Origin of the sequence: Paenibacillus glycanilyticus, from assembly GCF_051200795.1 — a bacterium.
Classification (GTDB): domain Bacteria; phylum Bacillota; class Bacilli; order Paenibacillales; family Paenibacillaceae; genus Pristimantibacillus; species Pristimantibacillus glycanilyticus.
This window is the reverse complement of record NZ_CP195155.1, coordinates 5,258,945-5,279,213: the sequence shown is the minus strand read 5'-3', so window position 1 is coordinate 5,279,213 and position 20,269 is coordinate 5,258,945. Positions and strand designations below refer to the sequence as shown.

Sequence of the window (20,269 nt, the reverse complement as noted above, 5' to 3'; positions counted from 1 at the left end):
GCGATGGACATATTTTGGCACATATTATGGAGCAATGTCCTGCCGCTCACATTGATGATAGCTGTTGGCTTCACAATGCAGCGGCTTTTTTCTTTGGATATCAAAACCTTGTCGAAGCTGAACTTTTATGTATTTTCTCCATCCGTCATTTTTAATTTGCTCTATACAACGGATATCTCGGCAGCCCTGATCGGTCAAGTCTTATTGTTCGTCATTCTGTTTATGACCCTGCAGGCTTCTTGCGTGGAAGCCGCCGTCCGGCTGCGCGGGCTGGAGGGGGGCATGCGCGGGGCGATGCGCAACAGCGTCCTGTTCTACAACAGCGCCAATTACGGGATTCCGCTAAATCAGCTTGCTTTCTCGGCGAACCCTTATACGCTGTCGATTCAGATTATCGTAATGGTTACGCAGTCTCTGCTTCCGAATACATTCGGCATATACAGCGTTAACGCGCATAGGATGAGCTTCCGTTCCACGCTTCGTACCATACTGTCGCAGCCGATTATTTACGTCATCCCGATTGCCTTTCTGCTTCACGGCTTTCAGGTGCAGCTGCCGCAATCCGTCGAGACGCCTATTACGTATTTGTCGAATGCCTTTATCGGGACGGCCCTGGTTACGCTGGGCGTACAGCTTGGCAATATGAAGTGGGAGCTTAATCCCGTTCTGATCAAAAACGTTCTGCTTGCGAACGGATTGCGCCTGATAGGCGGTCCGGCTCTGGCCGCATTGGTCGTTTGGGTGCTTGGATTCTTTATGACCATCGACCATATGATGGCGGCGGCGCTTATCGTATCGTCATCCGTGCCCACCTCGCTCAGCAGCGTACTGCTTGCCGTCGAGTTCGATAACGAACCGGAATTCGCCTCGCAGGCCGTATTTCTCTCGACCGTGATGAGCATTATTACGGTGGCGGTCGTTATTTTCCTTCTTCATATTTAACGGGGTATTGGATGAATGATTCCAGACCAGCCTTCTCCAATTGCTCGATCAGATAATCCTCCGGGGTATGCTCTACTCCCGGGTAGCCGCGGCGGGTGTAGATATGCTCGGCGTCAGGAAATAAATCGCGGAGAATGCCTCGGATCCGTTTGCCCGAGGAATCATTGTCGGTGAAAATATAGACGTCCTTGTCTCCAATCTGCTTGCGCAGCTTCTCCAGCTGGACGGTACCCGGCGTACCAAAGGTGCAGAAGATGGGGACGGATTCATCAAGTACGCGGCGAAGCCGGCTTTTGTCGTTTTTGCCTTCTACGATAATGGCGATATCCATAGCAGTCACCAGCCTTTTATTCTGTAGCTTCTTACATGTAGTGTAGCGATATTCACAAGCCGCGGGCAAGAAAAAGATTCCTAATGGAAAAGGGACGGAGCCACTTGAGCTCCGTCCCTTTTCATATTCATAAAGAGTTTCTTAGTATAATCCGCCGCCGCAAATGGTGCAGACGATGATAACGAGCAGGATGAACAATACGAGGATGGACCCCATATGGTTAAAGCCGCCACCGCGATGATCGCCTACAGGTGATACATGAATTTCAGACATCTAAGTCACCCCTCTCTAGCAAGCTTCAACGTCATGTCGACCGGGCAATGCTCCTTCCAGAGCAACTGTCCTTCGTGGCCACCTGACATAGTGCATTATATGCCCGGGTGAGCGAATGGCCTTGTGCATTCACCTAGACTTGGGAAAAATGGGTGTGAGCGTAGTTTTTCTGCGGTGAAACGGCAAGACGCAGACCCCGATCATTAGTCCAAGAAAAGCCAGGTAGTAAGGGGACAGATTGTCCCGCAGATGGCCGGCAAGCATCGGCCCAAGGAAGGCGCCAACCGAGTAGGCAATGGACAGAACCGAGAAGGTACGGCCGTACTTGGCGCCGCCGCTAAGCTCGATTAGCAGCGTTGAAATAGCGGGGAGAACGATGCCCTTAGCCATCCCGACGAATAATAGAAGCATAAAGAACGGCAGCGGGGGTTGGGCAGCAATCGTAAAATAGACGAGAGCAAGTCCAAGCGCCCCCCACAAGGTCCGGTAATAAGACGAAAGCTTATTTAGGAAAAGCATGCTCAGCGTAATCAAGGCGCCGATGCTGACGACGGAGAACAAAATGCCGGTCTCCATCATCCCTTCCGAGGACGTCGCCATCAGGGGCAGCTCAAATGACAGAATACCCTGCGCGCAGCTCATGGCAATCGGAAGCAGGAACACCAGCCAAGGGATGGGAGTTCCTTCGGCTAGGACGGGTTTCGTGCTGCTTGGTGCCGGTTCAATCTCCACGGCCGGCGCTGCCTTTATATCCCGAATAAAGAACAAGGCGCAGATTGCGGTTATAATGAGCACCCAGCCCAGTAAATAAAAAGCGGTCGTAAACCCGATCCTCGCAACCAGATACGCGCCCGCTGCGGGAGAGACAACCGTGGCCAGCGTATGCACCAGTCCGTTGCCGGCCATAAACTTGCCTTGTTTGGTCACGTCGCTCGAAATACGGGCTAGCAGCGCAAGGCAGGCAGGAGACAGAAAGGCCAGCACGAATCCGCTGATCGAGCGGAGCACCAGCAGCTGCCACGGATCGGTTACTTTGGATTGGAACAGCAGGACAACGCCCGCGCCCATCAGGCTGAATACGATAAACAATCTGCTTCCGAAACGGTCAACCCCGTATCCGGCCATAATATTGCCCGGCAGGTGAGTGATGGAGTACATGCCCATCATCAGCCCGATGAAGGAGGGTGCCGCGCCCAGGGAGATGGCGAAGGGCGTTAGGATCGGGTACTGCGCATGCAGATCAAAGAAAGCGACGAACAGAAATAGATAAAGCCAGATTGCGGTTTTCAACGGCTACTTCCTCCTTGCATATCCTCTTAATTTACTTGTACGTGAAAGATGGACAGGATATGTCTTCCGGCGCAGATATGCCGCCTTACGTTTACGGCATATTCTGGGTGGGTTATAATGTTTGATAATGGGACATTGCGCGAGTTATAATAGGGCTACTGCTTACGAAGCAAGAATGAACACAGTAAGCAAAATCCCGCCTGCTTGTTACCACAGTAGGCAGTAGTTTCCCTATTTGTGTGATCATTCTTTTTAGGGGGATTGTTTGTTGAAAAATTACTTTGATTTTTCCGGCTACGATTGGGATGCGTGGAGCACTTTCCTGCAGGATCATTGGCTGGTGCTTGTCATTGCGCTTGTTGTTCTGCTCTTTATAATCAGAGTCGTTAAGACATTCGTGAAATGGGCGCTGGTGCTCGTCATTGTTGTCGGCATTGTCGCTTACAGCGGCTATACGCTGGACGACGTGAAGTCCATTGGCACGCAGGCGATTGACAGCCTGAAGCAGGAAGCCGTATCGGCTATGGCGGGAGAAGTGGATAAAGCAACGTTTACCTCGAATTCCGACGGAACCTTCACGGTGAAGACCGAGAATCTGGAATTGACAGGTGTTCCCGGCTCCGGTGAAGTGAACGTAAAATTCCGCGGCAAATCGGTTGGTACGATGAAAATAGATTCAACCATTCAGGCGCTTATCGATCAAGCGAAGGCCAATGGTAAAGTATAGATAGAGAACAAGTACAACAATGCAATACAGGTAGAGGCAAGGAGGGGTAAAGATGATGGAATGGATACGCGCAGGGACGGCCTGGGAACCGGTCTCGCTTATCGTTCTTCTCCTTCTGCTGGTTTCGCTGCTGCAAGGAATGAGAAGAGGCGCGTCGGGTTCAGCGAGGCGCCTTTTCTTTTTTGTATGGGACGGCATTCTGTTGATTGTGTGTCTTGTGCTTGCGGGGAAAATTGCAGGCAGCTTGTCCCCGCTTGCGGCGGACTGGCTGAGCGGGCATGTAAACGTGCCGCAGAAGGAAATGGGTGCAACCTCCCAGGCTTGGTATACGTTTATAACAAGCCTGCGCGATTTCGCCCTGCTCCGGTACGGCATCCTGTTCTTGCTCTCGTATTTGCTGCTTCGGCTGGCCGCATCCTTTCTTGCGCCGCTGCTGGAGACTTTGTTTGCTAGCAGACAGCAGCGCGGCAGACACGAGAGCATGGAGCGCCTTCCGGGCGGAAGAGCGGCAAGCCGCGCGGCGGGAGCTGTTTTTGGCACGGTTCACGGTGCCGGGAGGGCATTCGTATTCGTAGCCGCCTTGTTTATTTATGTTTCGCTAGCGCCAAACGGCCTCTGGACCGGATTGATTCAGCAATCTCCGTTATACATGAAGGCATCGGATGTTCTTGAGCCGGTTGCCGGAGATATGCTGGCCGGACGCGGACCCGTACTGGCGGAAGCCGTGCAGGAAGAGTTCCAGAATGTGCTGCAGCGCAAATACGAGATTATCGATTACAATATCCCGACGGATATTGAGCAGGCAGCTCTGCAGATTACGAAGGACAAGAGCAGCGACGAAGACAAGGCAAGGGCTTTGTATGATTGGCTGGGCAGCCGTATTGCCTATGACTGGGACAAGGCTAATAACTACGTAGACAACGGAGTATGGAAGGAACAGAACCCGGAGGAGACGTTTGCTACCCGCAAAGGCGTATGTATCGACGTAGCCAGACTGTACGCCGTGATGGCCCGTGCGTCGGGACTTGACGTGAAGGTCGTTACCGGCACGGGGCTGGACGGCCGCGGAGGCTCCGGGCCGCATGCCTGGAATGAAGTGAAAATAGGCGGAGACGGCGGTACCTGGATTCCGCTCGATGCGACATGGGCATCCTCCGGCGATTGGTTCAACCCGGTTGATTTCGACAAGACTCATATCCGGGCCGTTTAAGTTAGAATTGGACAAGAGGTGAACAGGTTGCATGATGATCCGCAGAAACGGGAAATAACGAATCGGCGTCATTTCTCGTTTCGTTTGAACTTTTTCTTCTTTATCGTATTTGGACTATTTAGCGTTCTTATTATTCAGCTTGCTATCTTGCAGTTCGTCGAAGGTCCGAAGCTGAGCGCGCAAGGCAGCCAGAAGAGCACCAGAAGCGTGAAGATCGCGCCGATCCGCGGCAATATTTACGATTCGTCAGGCAATGCGATTGCTTATTCGACATCAACGCAATCGCTCTATTTTACGATTTCGCCTGATTTCAAGGACGGGGATGCGGAGGCGATTGCCGCAAAGCTGGCTGCCATATTTAAAGAAAAAGGGGATAAAGCTCCTGAAAAACAAATGACGGTGGAAGATATTATCCGTCAGATGGACTTGGATTTCCGCCGGAATACGATTTCTACCCCGCGGCGGATAAAAACCGGCTTAACGGAGCAGGAGATTGCCTACTTCAGCGAGCACAAGTCGGAATTCAAAGGGATCGATATCGTCGAGGAAAGCGTGCGTAATTATACGAATGATACGGTAGCCGTGCAGCTGGTCGGCTACTTGAAGAAATTCAAAGGCGTACGCGAATCGCTTGATTTCTACAAGGATAAAGGGAATGAAGACGATCCGCAGCTTCAATATCTGGATGACGAGGACGTTGGTTTTGACGGACTTGAATATATGTACCAGGATATTTTGCGCGGCAAAAACGGCCTGAAAACTTATCCGGTTAATAACGCGGAGCGGATCATAGGTCCCGTACAGATTACCAACCCGCAAAAGGGCGATGACCTGTACCTGACCATCAACCGCAACGTGCAATTAACGACGGAGCAGGCGATTGTCGACCAGATCAAAAAAATCAGCACGTCGACCAATAAGGCGGAGCGTGCCGAATACGCGAAGATCGGCTTCGCCGTCGCGATGGAAGTAAACACCGGTAAAGTCGTCGCGATGGCGAGCATGCCGGATTACGACCCGAATATTTGGGCGGGCGGCAAGATCAGCAACGAAGACTACAAAAACTTTTCGTCTGTTCTAAACAACGGAACGATCAGAGAGGTATTCCCTCACTACGAAACCGACAAAGAGCGGAATCAGCATCCGTCGTCCCTGGTTCCTCCGGGCTCGACGATGAAGCCTTTATCCATTCTGATCGGCTTGAACGAAAAGCTGTTTACGACAACAAGCACGTATTTCGATAACGGTGCTTACTTCTTTGGCGCCAAAGGCCATGAAGTACGGATCGGCAACGCCTCGAACCATGCTTACGGCTTGCTGGACCCGGCATCGGCGATTGCCCATTCCTCCAACCCGTTTATGGCGAAGATGGTGGGCAACAATCTGTATGAGAAATACAAAGGCAAAAAAGGCGTCGATGTATGGGATAACTACATGAAGCAATTCGGGCTAGGCGTATTGACCGGCAGCGGTCTGAGAGGCGAATCCAAAGGCACGATCGACTACTACCACGAAGCGGAAACGGCCAGTTCCCAATCCGCATTGGTGCGGGCAGCGTTCGGCCAGCAAGCGCGTTATACGCCGCTGCAGCTCGTGCAGTACGCGTCCATGCTCGCGAACCACGGCAAACGGATGAAGCCGCAATTCGTCAACCAGATTAAAGACGCGGACGGCAATGTGGTTCAGACGTTTAAGCCGGAAGTACTGAACACGGTGGATTTCCCCGATTCTTATTGGAAGGAAATCGAGGACGGCATGTCCCGGGTTAACGTGCAGGGCTTTGATGGCGTTACGTACACGTACGAGAGAAAAACCGGTACGGCACAGTCCGACGTAGCCGGCCGCCGTGCGGATAACGCGGTATTTATCGCTTATGCGCCAAGAGAAAATCCGAAGCTGGCCGTAGCGGTTGTTATTCCGGACGGTGAGTTTGGCGGCTGGGGCGCAGCTCCAATCGCGCGGAAAATTTTCGACGCTTACGATTACGAGGTTGGCTTGAACGGTACACCGGGCAAGACGAAGGATCAAGCGAATAATACGGCTAACGCGGGTACTAACGGTACACCGGGTAAAACCCAATAAGATGCTGAAAAGCTGTTTCCGGAGATTCGAAAAAAGAATCTTCGGGAGCAGCTTTTTTTTGAAACTTTTTATAGACAAATTTCGTAAGAAATGTTGCATCAGAGAAACATTTTTGAATAGTATAAACAAAGAGGCGTTAAGCTAACTAATGTTCGTCCAGGCAAAACACGGGATAACTCATGGATGGGGGAAAGGATATGCGGTTTTCGAAAAAGCCAAACTCCGCGATTAAGCGGTTTATAATGACCCTTTTATTTCTGGCGGTAAGTGCTTTACTGGTGACGGGCTGCGGGACGGGGGAGAACGACGGACTTGCGGGCAAAGGCAAGCTGAAGGTAACGGCTACAACCGGCATGATTGCCGACGTGGCTCAGGAAATAGGCGGAGAGGATGTCGCAGTTACCGGACTGATGGGCTCGGGCGTTGACCCGCATTTGTATAAGGCGTCCTATGGCGATGTGAAGAAGCTGGACCGGGCGGACATTATTTTTTATAACGGGCTGCATTTGGAAGGGAAAATGGCGGAGATGTTCGAGAAGCTGGAGAAGCGCAAGCCTACCGTTGCGATCTCTTCGCGGATACCGGAGTCGGATTTGCGGTCGTTCCCGGGCGGAGGGAGCCAGTCGCATGACCCTCATATCTGGTTCAACGTGAAGATGTGGATATCGGCTGCGGAGGTGATCCGGGACTCCCTGATCGAGAAGGATCCGGTTCATGCGGAGGGCTATCAAGCGCGTGCTGCGGCATATATCGGGAAGCTGGAGGAGCTGGACCGATATACGACCGAGCAGATCAGGGCGATACCCGAGGAGAGAAGAATACTCGTAACCGCTCATGACGCGTTTGGTTATTTTGGCGATGAGTATGGACTTGAGGTAACGGGGCTGCAGGGGATGAACACAATGTCGGAATACGGCTCGAGGGATGTCAGCTCACTGCGTGATTTTTTGGTGGAAAACAAGATCAAAGCGGTCTTTATCGAATCCAGCGTGCCAAAGAAAGCGATTGAATCGGTCATTCAAGGCGCGCGTTCCATGGGACATGAGGTAACGATTGGCGGCGAGCTGTTCTCCGATGCGATGGGGGAAGCCGGCACCGTGGAAGGAACGTATATCGGAATGGTCAGACATAACGTGGATACCATTGTTCAGGCATTGAGATAAACGAAGGGAAAGGGAGTGTTAGTCATGTCGGAAGCAAAAGTAAAGTCTGCGGCAACCGCAAGGGAGCGGGAGGGTGCTGCGCCTCCGTTAACGATTAGAGGGCTTAGCGCAGCCTATCAGAAAAAGCCTGTATTGCGCGGAGTCTCCTTCACTGTAACGGAAGGGGAGCTGATTGGGGTTATCGGCCCTAACGGCGCCGGCAAATCAACGATGATGAAGGCTGCCCTTGGCCTTATTCCCCGCCTTGGCGGCGAGGTGCTCGTCTACGGCAAGCCTTATAAACAGCAGCGTAAGCTGGTTGGCTACGTGCCGCAGCGGGAATCCGTCGATTGGGATTTCCCCACGAACGCACTGGATGTCGTTATGATGGGGCGTTACGGTCATCTGGGTTTGTTCGGGCGCCCGGGAGCGAAGGAGCGCGCGATTGCGATGGAATGCCTGGCCAAGGTTGGCATGGCGGACTTTGCCTCCCGCCAGATCAGCCAGCTGTCCGGCGGGCAGCAGCAGCGGGTATTTCTCGCCCGTGCGCTTGCTCAGGATGCCAGCCTGTACTTTATGGATGAACCGTTCGCCGGTGTGGATGCCGCTACGGAGAAGGCTATTATTACGCTGCTCCAGGAGCTGAAGCAGCAAGGGAAGACCGTTATTGTCGTTCATCACGACCTTGCCACGGTGGAGGAATATTTTGATTCCGTGCTGCTGTTAAACGTAGAGCTTGTTGCTTACGGCAAGACAAAAGAGGTGTTCAATCAGCAATTGCTGCAACGCACGTATGGCGGCCGATTGGCTTTCCTGGACCGGAACAGCCTGTCTAAGACGGATAGCGCGGAAGGGTGAGTGAACGGATATGAATACGTTATGGACGCTTCTGCGGGACCCCAACATGCAGTGGATTCTGCTCAGCTGCACGCTTCTTGGGCTGAGCAGCGGCATTATTGGCTGCTTTTCCTATTTGCGGAAGCAAAGCCTGATGGGCGATACGCTCGCGCATGCCGCCTTGCCGGGTATCTGTATTGCTTTTATGCTGACCGGTACCAAGTCCATTTTGTACTTCCTGATCGGAGCAGGTCTCGCCGGCGTAGCGGCAACCTTCGGGATCGGCTGGATTACGCGGCATTCACGCGTTAAGCACGATGCGGCGATGGGAATCGTATTATCCTCTTTCTTCGGCCTGGGTATCGTGTTGTTAACCCTTGTCCAGCATGGAGGCTACGGAAATCAGGCGGGGCTGGATAAGTTTTTATTCGGTCAGGCGGCTTCCATGGTGGGCTCGGATGTTCTTACTCTGTCGATTGTCAGTCTGCTGCTGGTTACGATCTGTTATTTCCTGTTCAAGCAGTTCAAGCTGGTATCCTTCGACCCGGGCTTTGCCAAAGGAATCGGCTATCCTGTTGCGATGCTCGAACAGCTTCTTATGTTCCTTATGGTTGTGGCGGTTGTCGTAGGAATTCAGGCGGTTGGGGTTATCCTGGTTGCCTCCTTGATCATTACCCCTGCGGTATCCGCCAGGTATTGGACGGACCGGCTTGGCGTCATGGTGGTCGTATCCGGCCTGTTCGGCGCCATTAGCGGGGCTTCGGGAGCGATTGTCAGCTCGACGGGAGACAGCCTGCCGACCGGTCCTCTTACGGTGTTAGCCGCAACCTTGCTGTTTCTTCTATCGCTGTTGTTTGGTTCCAAGCGGGGGATTCTTGTCCGGAGAATGGTGCAGCAAAGGATGAAGCGGTCGCTTGGTTATGGCTATGAGGAGCAGGCGGCAACGGCTTCCGTGGACGACCGCTTGAATAAGGAGGCGTCGTTATGAGTGACTTCTGGATTCTGTTAACCGGGATGCTGGTGGCAAGCTGCAGCGGTATACTGGGTGCCTTCCTCGTTCTGCGCAAAATGGCCATGATCGGCGACGCCATCAGCCATTCCGTCATGCCGGGAATCGTGATCGCGTTCCTGCTCAGCGGCTCGCGGGACTCGATTCTGATGATGGTTGCCGCAATGGCCTGCGGATTGTTCGCCGTCTTCCTTATTCAGCTTTTTCAGAACAAGGGGGTGCAGGCGGATGCCTCGATCGGGGTCGTGTTTACCGCTTTGTTTGCGATAGGCGTCCTTCTGGTCAGTCTGTTCGCGAGACAGGTCCATCTGGACCAGGATGCTATTTTGTACGGCGAAATCGCTTATGTGCACTGGAACACCTGGGTCGTAAACGGCATAAACCTTGGGCCAAAAGCGGTGTGGCTGCTTGGCATAACGCTGATTATCATAGTGACGGTGATCAGCTTGTTCTACAAGCAGTTCAAGCTTTGCTCCTTCGACCCTGCGCTGGCTGCAGCTTGCGGCATTCCGGTAGCGCTGTTCCATTACCTATTGATGGGCATGGTATCGATGGCAACCGTCAGCTCCTTCGAAAGCGTAGGCGCCATTCTCGTTGTCGGGATGCTGATCATCCCGGCCGCTACCGCCTATCTGCTGACCGACAGGCTAGGCCGCATGATTGTGCTCAGCGTAGGCGCAGGCATCCTTAGCGTCTTTGGCGGTTACGCTGCCGCCGTCATGATTGATGCCTCCATTGCGGGCTGTATCGTATGCGCGGCAGCCGTGCTGTTCGTGCTGGCCTTCCTGTTCTCGCCTTCGCATGGCATCGTCGCCAAGAAGCTCCGCCTCCGCAAGCTCGCGGCTTAAAAAGTCGAGTATAGATTCCCTTTCCTCATAAACCGAGGAAGGGGTTTTTTTTTCGGGCTCGGCGTCGGTATGGAGAACGAATTCGGCTGAAAGAGATTTCTACGGACTGACAAGCGAATTAATTGAACCCTTCGCCCATGTCCCAACGTTTAGAACAATATCGATAGCTTCGTTTGGAATCTCCTTAATCTGTGCTAAAATATTGCATAGTAGAAACAGGCAGGAGGATACCGAGCATGGGGAATTACAAATTAGTCGCACTCGACATGGATGGAACGCTGCTGAATGACCAGAGCGAGATCAGCGAGGAGAACGCGGAATGGATCCAGCGGGCGCTGGATGCCGGCATTACCGTCAGTTTTTCCACGGGCCGGGGCTTCCGGGGGGCGCTTCCGTTCGCGGAGCAGCTGAAGCTGGAGACTCCGATGATTACGGCCAATGGCAGCGAGATCTGGCAAAAGCCGCATGTGCTGCATAAACGCACATTGATGAGCCCGGTCTACGTCAAGCAGCTGCACGAGCTGGCGCTGAGGCATGCGGGAACCTGGTTCTGGGCGTACTCGACAACGGGCATTTACAACCTGGAGAAGTGGATTGACCCGTCAACGACGTATGAAGACCACCATTGGCTGAAGTTTGGTTATTACACGGAGGATGACGTTGTCCGTAATCGCATTCTCGAGGAGATAACCGAATGGGACGCGCTTGAAATTACGAATTCCTCCACGGAGAACCTGGAGCTTAACCCGAAAGGCATTACGAAGGCCAGCGCGCTCCGCGAACTATGCGTCATGCTTGGCATCGAGATGTCGCAGGTTGTTGCCGCGGGGGACAGCTTGAATGATATTGCCGCGATCCGCGAAGCGGGACTTGGCGTAGCGATGGGCAATGCCCAGCAGGCAGTCAAAGACGCGGCCGATGTAGTGACGCTCACCAACAACGAGAACGGCGTCGCCGAGATCATCAAACAATATGTATTGAAAGGTTGATGCCTAAGTGGATATTTTAGGCTGGTCGCTGGTTGTCATTTTATTCGTGGTTGGCATGGCCGGTGCGGTCTGGCCGATTCTGCCGGGAGTTTTCGCGATATACGGCGCTTTCTTCGTATACGGCTTTTTCTTCTCGTTCAAGCCGTTTGGCTGGGTGTTCTGGACGGTGCAGACCTTGATCCTCGTCGTCCTGGTCATAGCCGACCATGCGGTCAGCGCGTGGGGGGTTCACCGGTTCGGGGGTTCCAAGGCCTCTATCATCGGAAGTACGATAGGGCTTATACTAGGTCCATTCGTTATTCCTGCCTTTGGCCTTATTATTGGGCCGTTCGCCGGCGCCGTTATCGGGGAACTCGCGGTGGGCTCCAATATCGAGAAATCGTTTAAGGTTGGCATCGGCTCGTTGGTTGGGTTATTGACCAGCGTCGTTGTCAAAATCATTCTTCAGGCAGCAATGATCGCATTATTTATTATTTGGTTAATGGCCAACTAAGGAGATGGAGCAAATGGTAAAGGTAACAGTATGGAACGAGTTTCTGCACGAGAAAGAGCATGAAGAGGTAAAAGCGGTATATCCGGACGGCATTCATAACGCGCTTGCCGAAGGTATCCGCTCGGAGGGCATCGAGGTTCAAACCGCAACGCTGGAAGAGCCGGAGCATGGCCTTACGGAAGAAAAGCTGAACAACACCGACGTTCTGATCTGGTGGGGACATATGGGTCATGACCGCGTAGACGATGCGATCGTGGAGCGGGTACATCAACGCGTAATGGACGGCATGGGGCTGATTGTCCTCCACTCCGGCCATTTCTCGAAAATTTTCAAAAAGCTGATGGGTACGGGCTGCGATCTGAAATGGCGCGAAGCCGGCGAGAAAGAACGGATCTGGACCGTTAATCCGGCCCATCCGATTGCCGCGGGCATTCCGGAATACGTGACGATCGACCACGAGGAAATGTACGGCGAGCATTTCGACATTCCGGCTCCGGACGAGCTGGTCTTCGTGAGCTGGTTCGAAGGCGGAGAGGTGTTCCGCAGCGGCTGCACCTTCTTCCGCGGGCAAGGCAAGATTTTCTACTTTCGTCCGGGTCATGAGACGCATCCGACCTACTATCATCCGCAGGTGCTGCAAATTATCCAGAACGGCGTGAAGTGGGCAGCTCCTTCCCAGGCAGGCAAGCCGGTCCGCGGCAACCATCAGCCTCTGGAGCTAATCAAAGGCCAAGCTTAACCTGCAATCCGGCAAGTCATTAAAGAAAGAGAAGGACAACATGAAAAAAGATTCGCTTATAAAAGGTACGTTAATATTGGCGGCAGCCGCGCTGATTGCCCGTTTTCTGGGGATTTTTCAGCGGGTTCCGCTTGATCATATCCTGACCGAGAACGGCGGGCTTTATTTTGCGGTCGCAAACAACGTGTATTTGACGCTGCTTGTCGTGGCGACGGGCGGTCTCCCTAGTGCCATCAGCAAGATGGTATCGGAAAGATATGCGCTGGGCCGCGAGCATGAGGCGAAACGGGTCTACCAGGCTGCGCTGCTCTTTGGCGTCATAACCGGCGTTATCCTGACGATTGCCCTTTACTTCGCGGCTCCGTATTATGCCGTGCATATCGCCAAGACGCCAGGTGCGGAGGTTGCGATCCGCGCGGTTGCGCCAACGCTGCTTATTTTCCCGATTATCGCGATGATGCGGGGTTACTTCCAAGGCCGTCAATTCATGATGGCGGGCGGCATGTCGCAGATCGTGGAGCAAATCTTGCGCGTTATCGTAGGCGTGGCGCTCGCTTATTATGTCGTCTCGATTGACTGGGGCGAAAAATGGGGCGCGGCCGCGGCATCGTTCGGCAACGTGATTGGCGGCGTAGGCGCTCTGCTTGTGATGCTGTATTATGCGGCAAAGCTGCGCCGGGGCGACCTCGCAGAGCGGCCGTCGGTGGATATCGCAGCGGTCAAGGCCGCTGCCAAGATTCCTTTCCGGTCCATTTACCGCGAGATTTTCACGATGTCCATTCCGATTGTTATTACGGCGATGACCGTGCAAATTATTTATACGTTCGACTCGTCCTTATTCGTACGTTTAACGGAATCGTATTACGGCTATCATGACGCGCTGCTCGTATTGAGAGATCTCAGCTTCAAGGCGCAGACGGTTGCGGGCATTCCGCCGATTCTGGCCATCGCGCTCAGCACGTCGATTATTCCGGTCATCTCGTCTGCGTATTCCTTGCGGAATATGGCCGAGGTGGAGCGTCAGACCTCCCTCGTTATGCGGATCGTCTTGTTCACCGGCGTGCCGGCAGCCTTAACGCTTGCCGCGGCATCGTATTCGGTCACCGGACTTATTTTCACGGGGCCAAGAGGTTACGGCATCGTTGCCGCCTTGACGGCAGGAACGATTTTCCAGATTACGATGATGACAAGCAACTCGATTTTGTTCGGGCTTGGGAAAGCCCGCATCCCTATGATGAATACTTTCGTAGGAATCGGGCTGAAAATCCTGTGCAGCTACGCGCTTGCCCCGATTTACGGCGTTTACGGCGTTATTGTGGCGACAAGCGTCTGCTTTGTCGTTATGACATGGATGAACATCGAGGCGATCCGCAGGGAAGTAAAGTTCACGGTGCTTGGAAGCCGCTGGCCTTCTTACCTGGTAACGATCGTCGTATCCGTTGCGGCAGGCTGGGGAACCGAGACGGGGATCCGCCATCTGCTTGGCAGCTGGCCGGACAAGCTGACGTATCTGGTCTCCGCGGCCGCTGCCGGCGCAGTGATCGGAGTCCTGTACCTGTTCCTGCTTGTGCTGCTCCGCGTCGTTACCATGGAGGATGCGAAGTCCTTCCCGGGGCCGCTGCGTAAGCTGTTTGTCCTGCTTCTGAAGGCGCTTGGGCGCACGCAAACGCAGAAATAACGACAGAAATTCCATACATTTACAACCTCCCTGAGCGTCAGGTACAATAGATAGAGTTATAGGTCTATTAATCTATCTATTACTGGCTGTGAAGGGAGATTTGTGAATTGAAAAGTCTGAAAAGATTCAAGAGGGGGATCATCCTGATTTTGGCGCTTGCGCTTGTCATCGTTGCAGGCTGTCAGGCGATTCAGGGCGTGGATTTCAACACCGTATTGAAAAATACGCTTAAAGTGACCTCCGCGGAAAGCAAACAGTCGGTAGAGCTGAAGCTTCTTATGAATGAAGAAGCGTATGCAGGAATGCCTGAAGAAGATATTGCTCTCATGAAATTATTCTCTAACATGAAGCTGCAGTTGGATAGCGTGAAGGTACAGGATGCAAGCCATGCGTCCTACGCGGGCAAACTGATTTTCGGCGATAACGTCAGCATTGGTTTCTCGATCAAGCAATCGGATACAGCTGCGGTTATCGAGGTGGAAGGCGCTAAGCTTCCAATCGTGCTCGACGTAACGGGAGCGGGCATTGGCTCGATGCTGGGTACAGCCGAGCTTGGCGAAACGGCTGCAGGCTCCGATGACGAATCGGTAACGGCAATCGGCAAAGAGGTATTGGACAGCGCAACGTCCTTCTTTATCGACAATCTGCCTAATCCGGACAAAATTTCGGTAAATGCCGTTCAGGAGCCAATCAATGGCGTTAACACATCGCTATTCCATGTGAAGGCAGAGATGAGTGGTACCGAAATCTGGGCTTGGGTCAAAAAATACGTCGATGTCCTTGCAAGCGACCGGGATGGCCTCGAAACGTTCGTGAAGGAAATCGTAGCGATCATGAGCAGCCATCCGGAGTTCTGGGAAGAGATGGGCGTGAATCCGTTCGAGCAAACCGGACTGGATATGCCTACAACCGATGACATGATTAAAGAAATGACGGACGAGCTGGAAGCTACCTTTGCTTCGCTCCAGGAAGAGCTGAAGGCGATGGAAGAAGAGGGCGGCGAGGATCTTAAGGCCATCTTCAACGATGATTCATCGATTAAAGCGGAGCTTTACGTAGACAGCAAGATGGATATCCGCAAACAGGTCATCGACGTTACGCTTAAACCAAGCGATCAAGCCTTGTTCCCGCTTGACGGTCTCTCGCTGCGTATGGAGAGCGAGCTGTGGAACGTTAACGGCAAGGTAGAGGCTGACGCGCCGGTGATCCCTGCTCAAGCTATCCATACCGATCAGCTCGATTCCATGCAGGGTTATCAATTCCTTCGCATGTTCGACAAGCAATCGGCTGCCTATTCTCTGCTCGATAAGCTGGGCATCGGAGAGCAGACGGTTGAGCTGTCCGTGGACTCTAGCCTTTATCCGGCCATTGTTACTCCTAAGTACGTAACGATTGTTCCGGTGCGCGTAGTGGCTGAACAGCTTGGCGCTTCGGTGAAATATGATAAAAAGAAGAAGAATGTAACAGTCTATGACGAGGCGACCAATACGACGATCGTCCTGAAGGAGGGTTCTGACCGCGTAACGGTAAATGGCAAACCAGCGACATGGTCGTTTGTAGCCAAAACCGTTGACGGTACCTTGTATGCAGCAGGACGCGATTTCGCAAACGCGCTTGGAGCGAAGGTTCATTGGGATGACAGCTGGGGCAGCGACACCTTTGTCATCGAGCGCGTAGTCCATTAATTTATTTTGCAAGAGCAGGGAGGATGACAACGATGAACAAACTGACAACGGACGCAGCCTTCCGGGAAGCCGTCCAAGGCGATGGGATTACGGTAGTCGTATTCAAAACGACATGGTGCGCGGATTGTCACTACATCGATCCGTTTATGCCGGATGTAGAGCAGCAATACGGAGGCAAAATCTCGTTCTATGAGATCGACCGGGATGAACTGCCCGATCTTTGCTCCGAGCTGAACATTCTTGGCATTCCGAGCTTTATTGCCTTCCATAACGGCAAAGAGCTGATCCGGTACGTGAACAAGCTGCGCAAGACGCGGGAAGAAATCGAACAGTTTCTGGACCGCGCGGTGCAGGTGGCAGACGCATTACCCCAAGGTTAATAAAAGGCAAAAGTGCGGCTTAGGAACTCTCCTTAGCCGCGCTTTTTTATGCCCGCGCATCATTGCCACGGAACTGTCACACCCTAGGAAGTGTCACATTTTCAACATGGCTTTTGACCCCTATAATGGCTATAATGAGGTGACAACAAAACCCGAAATAAGGTGATTTTATTATGGTTACCGGCCGTTTTCGCGCGCTTGCTCTCGCATCGTGCATCGGAATGCTTTTTGTTCTTCTTGCCGGAGCACTCGTTACAAATACCGGATCCGGACGCGGATGCGGTGATGATTGGCCGCTTTGCAACGGTAAATTTATTCCTGCGTATACAATGGAAACCGCAATCGAATTTTCCCATCGTCTGATTACCGGATTTGAAGGTTTGCTCGTTGTGGCAGCCTTTATCGCCATATACCTGCTGTTCCGCAAAAACAATGCGGATTATAAAGAACCGCTTATTTATGCGAGCGGAGCTCTGCTCTTCACGGTTATTCAAGCGTTAATGGGCGCGGCAGCTGTCGTATGGTATCAGTCCGACGCCGTTATGGCTATTCATTTTGGCATTTCTTTAATTGCTTTTGCCTTTACTTTGCTGCTCGTTGTTTGGTCTTACCGCGCAAAAGACGGCAAGCCGGTGGAATTTACAGTGCCCCGCGCTATTTATCCCCGGATGCTGGCCGTAACGATCTTCTGTTATATCGTGGTTTATCTCGGCGCGTTTATCCGGCATACCGAGTCTGCAGGCGGCTGTCTAGGCTGGCCGTTATGCAACGGCGAGGTTGTGCCTGAGCTTCAAGGGGCGACGGCTGCTGTTTTTATCCATCGCTTAGGTGCACTTATTTTTGGTCTTGCTCTAGTTGGTTTATATATACACGTCCGCAAAATCAGCGGAAAAGGCAAAGGTCTTACGAAATCCGCCGGCTGGGCTCTCGTTCTGGTGATCGCTCAAATCCTGAGCGGAGCGCTTCTGACGGAGACAATCGGCAACGATGATTGGTTCCTGTTTACGAACCTGCTTCATAATTTGATTATAACGGGCTTGTTTGGGATATTGTGCGATATGCTGATACGTTCCTGGCGGCTGCGGGAAGGACGGGAGAACGCTTGAGTTTTCAGAACCTGCGTGAATTTGTAGAGGTATTAAAAAAGGAGAATGATCTGCTCGTTATCGACGCGCAAGTAGATCCTTATCTGGAGCTGGCGGAAATTCACCGCCGCGTTATCGAAGAGGAAGGGCCGGCACTGCTTTTCACCAATGTGAAGGGCAGTCCTTTTCCCGTTCTGACGAATATGTTCGGGACAAGCCGCCGGGTTGACCTTGCGTTTGGTACGCGCCCGGAAGAAATCATGAAGCAGATCGTTGGTGCCGCGGACCGTATTATGCCTCCAACGCCAAAAGCGATTTGGGGCGAGAAAAAGCTGATTTGGGACATGATGAAGGTAGGCATGAAGGAAGTACCGAGCGGCACGGCGCCTATTTTGCAAGTACTGAAACGCCAGAATCCGCTGGCCGGTTTACCGCGCGTGACAAGCTGGCAGGAGGATGGCGGTCCGTTTATTACATTGCCTCTTGTCTATACGGAGAGCTTAAAATCCCGCAAAGCGCATAATCTAGGAATGTACCGCATGCAAATTTTTGACGATTCAACGACCGGCATGCATTGGCAAATACATAAGGGCGGCGGCTTCCACTATCATGAGGCTGAGCAGAAGAACGAAGCGCTGCCGGTATCCGTCTTCCTTGGCGGGCCTCCGGCATTGATCGCTTCGGCCATTGCGCCGCTTCCGGAGCATCTGCCGGAGCTCTTAATGGCTTCGCTTATCCTAGGCGGCAAGCTGCCGGTTGTATCCGATCCGCACAGCAAGCACCGCATTCCGGCGGAAGCCGAATTTGTCATCAGCGGACAGGTACCGCCGCATCTCCGCCGTCCGGAAGGTCCGTTTGGCGATCATTTTGGCTATTACTCGCTTATCCATGATTTCCCGGTCTTTAACGTCAATCATGTCTGGCACCGCAAGGATGCGATCTATCCGGCGACGATTGTGGGCAAGCCTCGTCAGGAAGATTACTATTTGGGCGAGTATTTGCAGCGCCTTCTGGCACCGGCCTTCCCGATGGTCATGCCGGGCGTACACGAATTGTGGGCATATGCGGAAGCGGGCGTACACGCGCTTGCCGCAGCCGTTGTCCGGGAATCCTATTCCCGTGAGGCGCTGTCGACTGCCTTCAGTATTCTGGGCCAAGGCCAGCTTACCTTGACCAAGTTCCTGATGCTGACGGACCAGCCGATTGACCTGTCGCGGTTTGACGTATTGCTTGAGACGGTGCTTGAGCGGTTCCAGCCGCAGACGGATCTGTTTGTATTCGATGAAACCTCCCATGATACACTGGATTATACGAGCGGTAAATTCAACCACGGCAGCAAAGCGGTTATGCTTGGCGTCGGAAAGCCTGTCAGAGAGCTGCCTTCCCGCTATGAAGAAGGCGTGATCGAGGAAATTACGAACGCTCAGGTATATTGCCGCGGATGCCTCGTTGTATCCGGCGCATCCTATGAAGCAGAGCCGCAGCTTGCGGAGCGTCTGCTGACAAGGCTGTCGGAGCGCGGTACGGAATGGCCGCTTGTTATTCTTGTGGACGACGCAAACGTTGCGCATGGGCAAACGTCCTTCTTGTGGACGGTGTTCACGCGGTTTAATCCGGCGGACGATATCTACGCGAATGCCGAAATTCGCCGCCATCATTTCGGCTACAAGCTGCCGATCGTTATCGACGCGAGAATGAAGCCGGGCTATCCGGCAGAGCTGTTCACGCGCGAGGATATTACCAAGCTGGTTGACAGCAGATGGAACGAGTACTTCAAATCCTAAGTTGCGAAGAGAGGCGGGGATGGCCGATGCTGCGTTTTCTATTTGACGAACCGGAAAGGGAGCCGCAAGGCCGCCTTGCAGACACGTTACAGCTGATGAATCAGTTCGTCGCCATTCTGCACGAGAAGATTGAAGCGGGCAAAGACAACGACCATAAGCTTCGTACGTATGAGGTATGGACGAAGGGCTTGGTCGCTTCCTTGAACGAAATCGAGCAAAGCTGCTACGCGGCTAGGCGGTTTAAGGAGAAGATCAAGTCGCCTTCCGTCAGTCAGATGTCGGAAGAGGAAGAGCTTAATTACCAGCGCTACGTTTATTTTGACAAAAACGCGTTTATCCGAATTTTTGCCTTGCTGGATAAGCTGAGCATTTTTCTGAATGACATCCTTGATTTAAAGACGGAGAAGATCAAGCCTCATTTCTCCTACTTTACCGTTCTGCGCAATATGCGCGACAAGAAGGCGCATCCGGAACTGACCTGGAAGCTGAACGACATCAAAGAGAGCCTGAAGGAACCGATGGGGCGGCTGCGGAAGCGCCGCAATACCGAGATTCATTACATGAATACGGAAATGCAGGACGATCTTGCGCAGGCTCATAAAATGTACGGACAGGAAGTACAATTAGAAAATATAGCGGCACAATCGGACGATCTCCAGCATGGACTGCAGATGGTGACAGGATCATTACGCCTAACCTTTGACTATGCTTGCGGACTAATACGAACCAGGTAGGCTTTAATCGC

General features: G+C 52.8%; 20 protein-coding genes. 17 read left to right on the top strand and 3 right to left on the bottom strand.

Annotated elements, in window-relative coordinates:
* The first annotated feature begins 3 nt into the window (after window positions 1-3).
* The gene (locus ACR9FF_RS23775) at window positions 4-942 is read left to right on the top strand and encodes an AEC family transporter (RefSeq protein WP_248761953.1); all 939 of its coding nucleotides are present in this window, start codon (window positions 4-6) and stop codon (window positions 940-942) included.
* Here ACR9FF_RS23775 and ACR9FF_RS23770 read toward each other — a convergent pair.
* From ACR9FF_RS23770 to ACR9FF_RS23760, 3 genes are all read right to left on the bottom strand, one after another.
* A complete protein-coding gene (locus tag ACR9FF_RS23770) occupies window positions 920-1,273 on the bottom strand; it encodes a toprim domain-containing protein (protein ID WP_127495586.1) in 354 nt (117 codons plus the stop codon). The two genes, ACR9FF_RS23775 and ACR9FF_RS23770, sit on opposite strands and share 23 nt — an antisense overlap.
* Before the next feature lie 141 nt (window positions 1,274-1,414).
* Window positions 1,415-1,546 carry a hypothetical protein gene (locus tag ACR9FF_RS23765; protein ID WP_280525713.1) on the bottom strand — a complete coding sequence of 44 codons (132 nt, stop codon included), beginning with the start codon at window positions 1,544-1,546 and terminating at the stop codon, window positions 1,415-1,417.
* Window positions 1,547-1,675: 129 nt separating this feature from the next.
* Window positions 1,676-2,836, bottom strand: a complete 1,161-nt coding sequence (locus tag ACR9FF_RS23760; RefSeq protein ID WP_201007971.1) for an MFS transporter — start codon at window positions 2,834-2,836, stop codon at window positions 1,676-1,678.
* A 268-nt stretch (window positions 2,837-3,104) separates the two neighbouring features.
* Between ACR9FF_RS23760 and ACR9FF_RS23755 the strand changes: the two genes are divergently transcribed.
* The 16 genes from ACR9FF_RS23755 to ACR9FF_RS23680 all read left to right on the top strand — a co-directional run bounded on the left by ACR9FF_RS23755 (window position 3,105) and on the right by ACR9FF_RS23680 (window position 20,258).
* Entirely contained in the window at window positions 3,105-3,563 is a 459-nt protein-coding gene (locus tag ACR9FF_RS23755; protein WP_127495584.1) for a hypothetical protein, read from the top strand.
* A gap of 52 nt (window positions 3,564-3,615) precedes the next feature.
* Entirely contained in the window at window positions 3,616-4,773 is a 1,158-nt protein-coding gene (locus ACR9FF_RS23750; RefSeq protein WP_127495583.1) for a transglutaminase domain-containing protein, read from the top strand.
* Window positions 4,774-4,800: 27 nt separating this feature from the next.
* On the top strand, window positions 4,801-6,855 hold the full coding sequence (locus ACR9FF_RS23745) for a peptidoglycan D,D-transpeptidase FtsI family protein (RefSeq protein ID WP_435165459.1): 2,055 nt from the start codon (window positions 4,801-4,803) through the stop codon (window positions 6,853-6,855).
* A gap of 197 nt (window positions 6,856-7,052) precedes the next feature.
* On the top strand, window positions 7,053-8,018 hold the full coding sequence (locus ACR9FF_RS23740) for a metal ABC transporter solute-binding protein, Zn/Mn family (RefSeq protein ID WP_127495581.1): 966 nt from the start codon (window positions 7,053-7,055) through the stop codon (window positions 8,016-8,018).
* Window positions 8,019-8,042: 24 nt separating this feature from the next.
* Window positions 8,043-8,855 carry a metal ABC transporter ATP-binding protein gene (locus ACR9FF_RS23735; protein ID WP_435165455.1) on the top strand — a complete coding sequence of 271 codons (813 nt, stop codon included), beginning with the start codon at window positions 8,043-8,045 and terminating at the stop codon, window positions 8,853-8,855.
* Between the two features lie 10 nt (window positions 8,856-8,865).
* Complete coding sequence (locus ACR9FF_RS23730; RefSeq protein WP_127495579.1) at window positions 8,866-9,822, top strand: metal ABC transporter permease; 957 nt, start codon at window positions 8,866-8,868, stop codon at window positions 9,820-9,822.
* Window positions 9,819-10,691, top strand: coding sequence for a metal ABC transporter permease (locus ACR9FF_RS23725; RefSeq protein WP_435165451.1), 873 nt, complete (start codon window positions 9,819-9,821; stop codon window positions 10,689-10,691). The genes ACR9FF_RS23730 and ACR9FF_RS23725 overlap by 4 nt, the downstream gene beginning before the upstream one ends.
* Window positions 10,692-10,927: 236 nt before the next feature.
* Complete coding sequence (locus ACR9FF_RS23720) at window positions 10,928-11,680, top strand: Cof-type HAD-IIB family hydrolase (protein ID WP_127495577.1); 753 nt, start codon at window positions 10,928-10,930, stop codon at window positions 11,678-11,680.
* Window positions 11,681-11,687: 7 nt separating this feature from the next.
* Window positions 11,688-12,173, top strand: coding sequence for a DUF456 domain-containing protein (locus ACR9FF_RS23715; protein ID WP_435165448.1), 486 nt, complete (start codon window positions 11,688-11,690; stop codon window positions 12,171-12,173).
* A gap of 13 nt (window positions 12,174-12,186) precedes the next feature.
* On the top strand, window positions 12,187-12,912 hold the full coding sequence (locus ACR9FF_RS23710) for a ThuA domain-containing protein (RefSeq protein WP_435165445.1): 726 nt from the start codon (window positions 12,187-12,189) through the stop codon (window positions 12,910-12,912).
* A 40-nt stretch (window positions 12,913-12,952) separates the two neighbouring features.
* Window positions 12,953-14,590: a putative polysaccharide biosynthesis protein gene (locus ACR9FF_RS23705; RefSeq protein WP_127495574.1), complete on the top strand. Its 1,638-nt coding sequence runs from the start codon at window positions 12,953-12,955 to the stop codon at window positions 14,588-14,590.
* A 107-nt stretch (window positions 14,591-14,697) separates the two neighbouring features.
* Window positions 14,698-16,275 (top strand): copper amine oxidase N-terminal domain-containing protein, encoded by a 1,578-nt coding sequence (locus ACR9FF_RS23700; protein ID WP_435165442.1) that lies wholly within the window; start codon window positions 14,698-14,700, stop codon window positions 16,273-16,275.
* A gap of 32 nt (window positions 16,276-16,307) precedes the next feature.
* On the top strand, window positions 16,308-16,655 hold the full coding sequence (locus ACR9FF_RS23695) for a thioredoxin family protein (protein WP_435165439.1): 348 nt from the start codon (window positions 16,308-16,310) through the stop codon (window positions 16,653-16,655).
* A gap of 173 nt (window positions 16,656-16,828) precedes the next feature.
* Window positions 16,829-17,761 carry a COX15/CtaA family protein gene (locus ACR9FF_RS23690; protein WP_248762063.1) on the top strand — a complete coding sequence of 311 codons (933 nt, stop codon included), beginning with the start codon at window positions 16,829-16,831 and terminating at the stop codon, window positions 17,759-17,761.
* Window positions 17,758-19,524 carry a UbiD family decarboxylase gene (locus ACR9FF_RS23685; RefSeq protein WP_201007978.1) on the top strand — a complete coding sequence of 589 codons (1,767 nt, stop codon included), beginning with the start codon at window positions 17,758-17,760 and terminating at the stop codon, window positions 19,522-19,524. Before ACR9FF_RS23690 ends, ACR9FF_RS23685 begins: the two co-directional genes overlap by 4 nt.
* A 26-nt stretch (window positions 19,525-19,550) precedes the next feature.
* A complete protein-coding gene (locus tag ACR9FF_RS23680; protein ID WP_127495570.1) occupies window positions 19,551-20,258 on the top strand; it encodes a Cthe_2314 family HEPN domain-containing protein in 708 nt (235 codons plus the stop codon).
* Window positions 20,259-20,269: the final 11 nt, after the last annotated feature.

Excerpts from the sequence above, each read along its gene's own strand:
- ACR9FF_RS23725 (WP_435165451.1), top strand. The coding sequence starts at position 9,819 with ATGAGTGACTTCTGGATTCTGTTAACCGGGATGCTGGTGGCAAGCTGC.
- ACR9FF_RS23750 (WP_127495583.1), top strand. The coding sequence starts at position 3,616 with ATGATGGAATGGATACGCGCAGGGACGGCCTGGGAACCGGTCTCGCTT.
- ACR9FF_RS23735 (WP_435165455.1), top strand. The coding sequence starts at position 8,043 with ATGTCGGAAGCAAAAGTAAAGTCTGCGGCAACCGCAAGGGAGCGGGAG.
- ACR9FF_RS23710 (WP_435165445.1), top strand. The coding sequence starts at position 12,187 with ATGGTAAAGGTAACAGTATGGAACGAGTTTCTGCACGAGAAAGAGCAT.
- ACR9FF_RS23730 (WP_127495579.1), top strand. The coding sequence starts at position 8,866 with ATGAATACGTTATGGACGCTTCTGCGGGACCCCAACATGCAGTGGATT.
- ACR9FF_RS23770 (WP_127495586.1), bottom strand. The coding sequence starts at position 1,273 with ATGGATATCGCCATTATCGTAGAAGGCAAAAACGACAAAAGCCGGCTT.
- ACR9FF_RS23775 (WP_248761953.1), top strand. The coding sequence starts at position 4 with ATGGACATATTTTGGCACATATTATGGAGCAATGTCCTGCCGCTCACA.
- ACR9FF_RS23690 (WP_248762063.1), top strand. The coding sequence starts at position 16,829 with ATGGTTACCGGCCGTTTTCGCGCGCTTGCTCTCGCATCGTGCATCGGA.
- ACR9FF_RS23765 (WP_280525713.1), bottom strand. The coding sequence starts at position 1,546 with ATGTCTGAAATTCATGTATCACCTGTAGGCGATCATCGCGGTGGCGGC.
- ACR9FF_RS23695 (WP_435165439.1), top strand. The coding sequence starts at position 16,308 with ATGAACAAACTGACAACGGACGCAGCCTTCCGGGAAGCCGTCCAAGGC.
- ACR9FF_RS23720 (WP_127495577.1), top strand. The coding sequence starts at position 10,928 with ATGGGGAATTACAAATTAGTCGCACTCGACATGGATGGAACGCTGCTG.
- ACR9FF_RS23740 (WP_127495581.1), top strand. The coding sequence starts at position 7,053 with ATGCGGTTTTCGAAAAAGCCAAACTCCGCGATTAAGCGGTTTATAATG.
- ACR9FF_RS23705 (WP_127495574.1), top strand. The coding sequence starts at position 12,953 with ATGAAAAAAGATTCGCTTATAAAAGGTACGTTAATATTGGCGGCAGCC.
- ACR9FF_RS23680 (WP_127495570.1), top strand. The coding sequence starts at position 19,551 with ATGCTGCGTTTTCTATTTGACGAACCGGAAAGGGAGCCGCAAGGCCGC.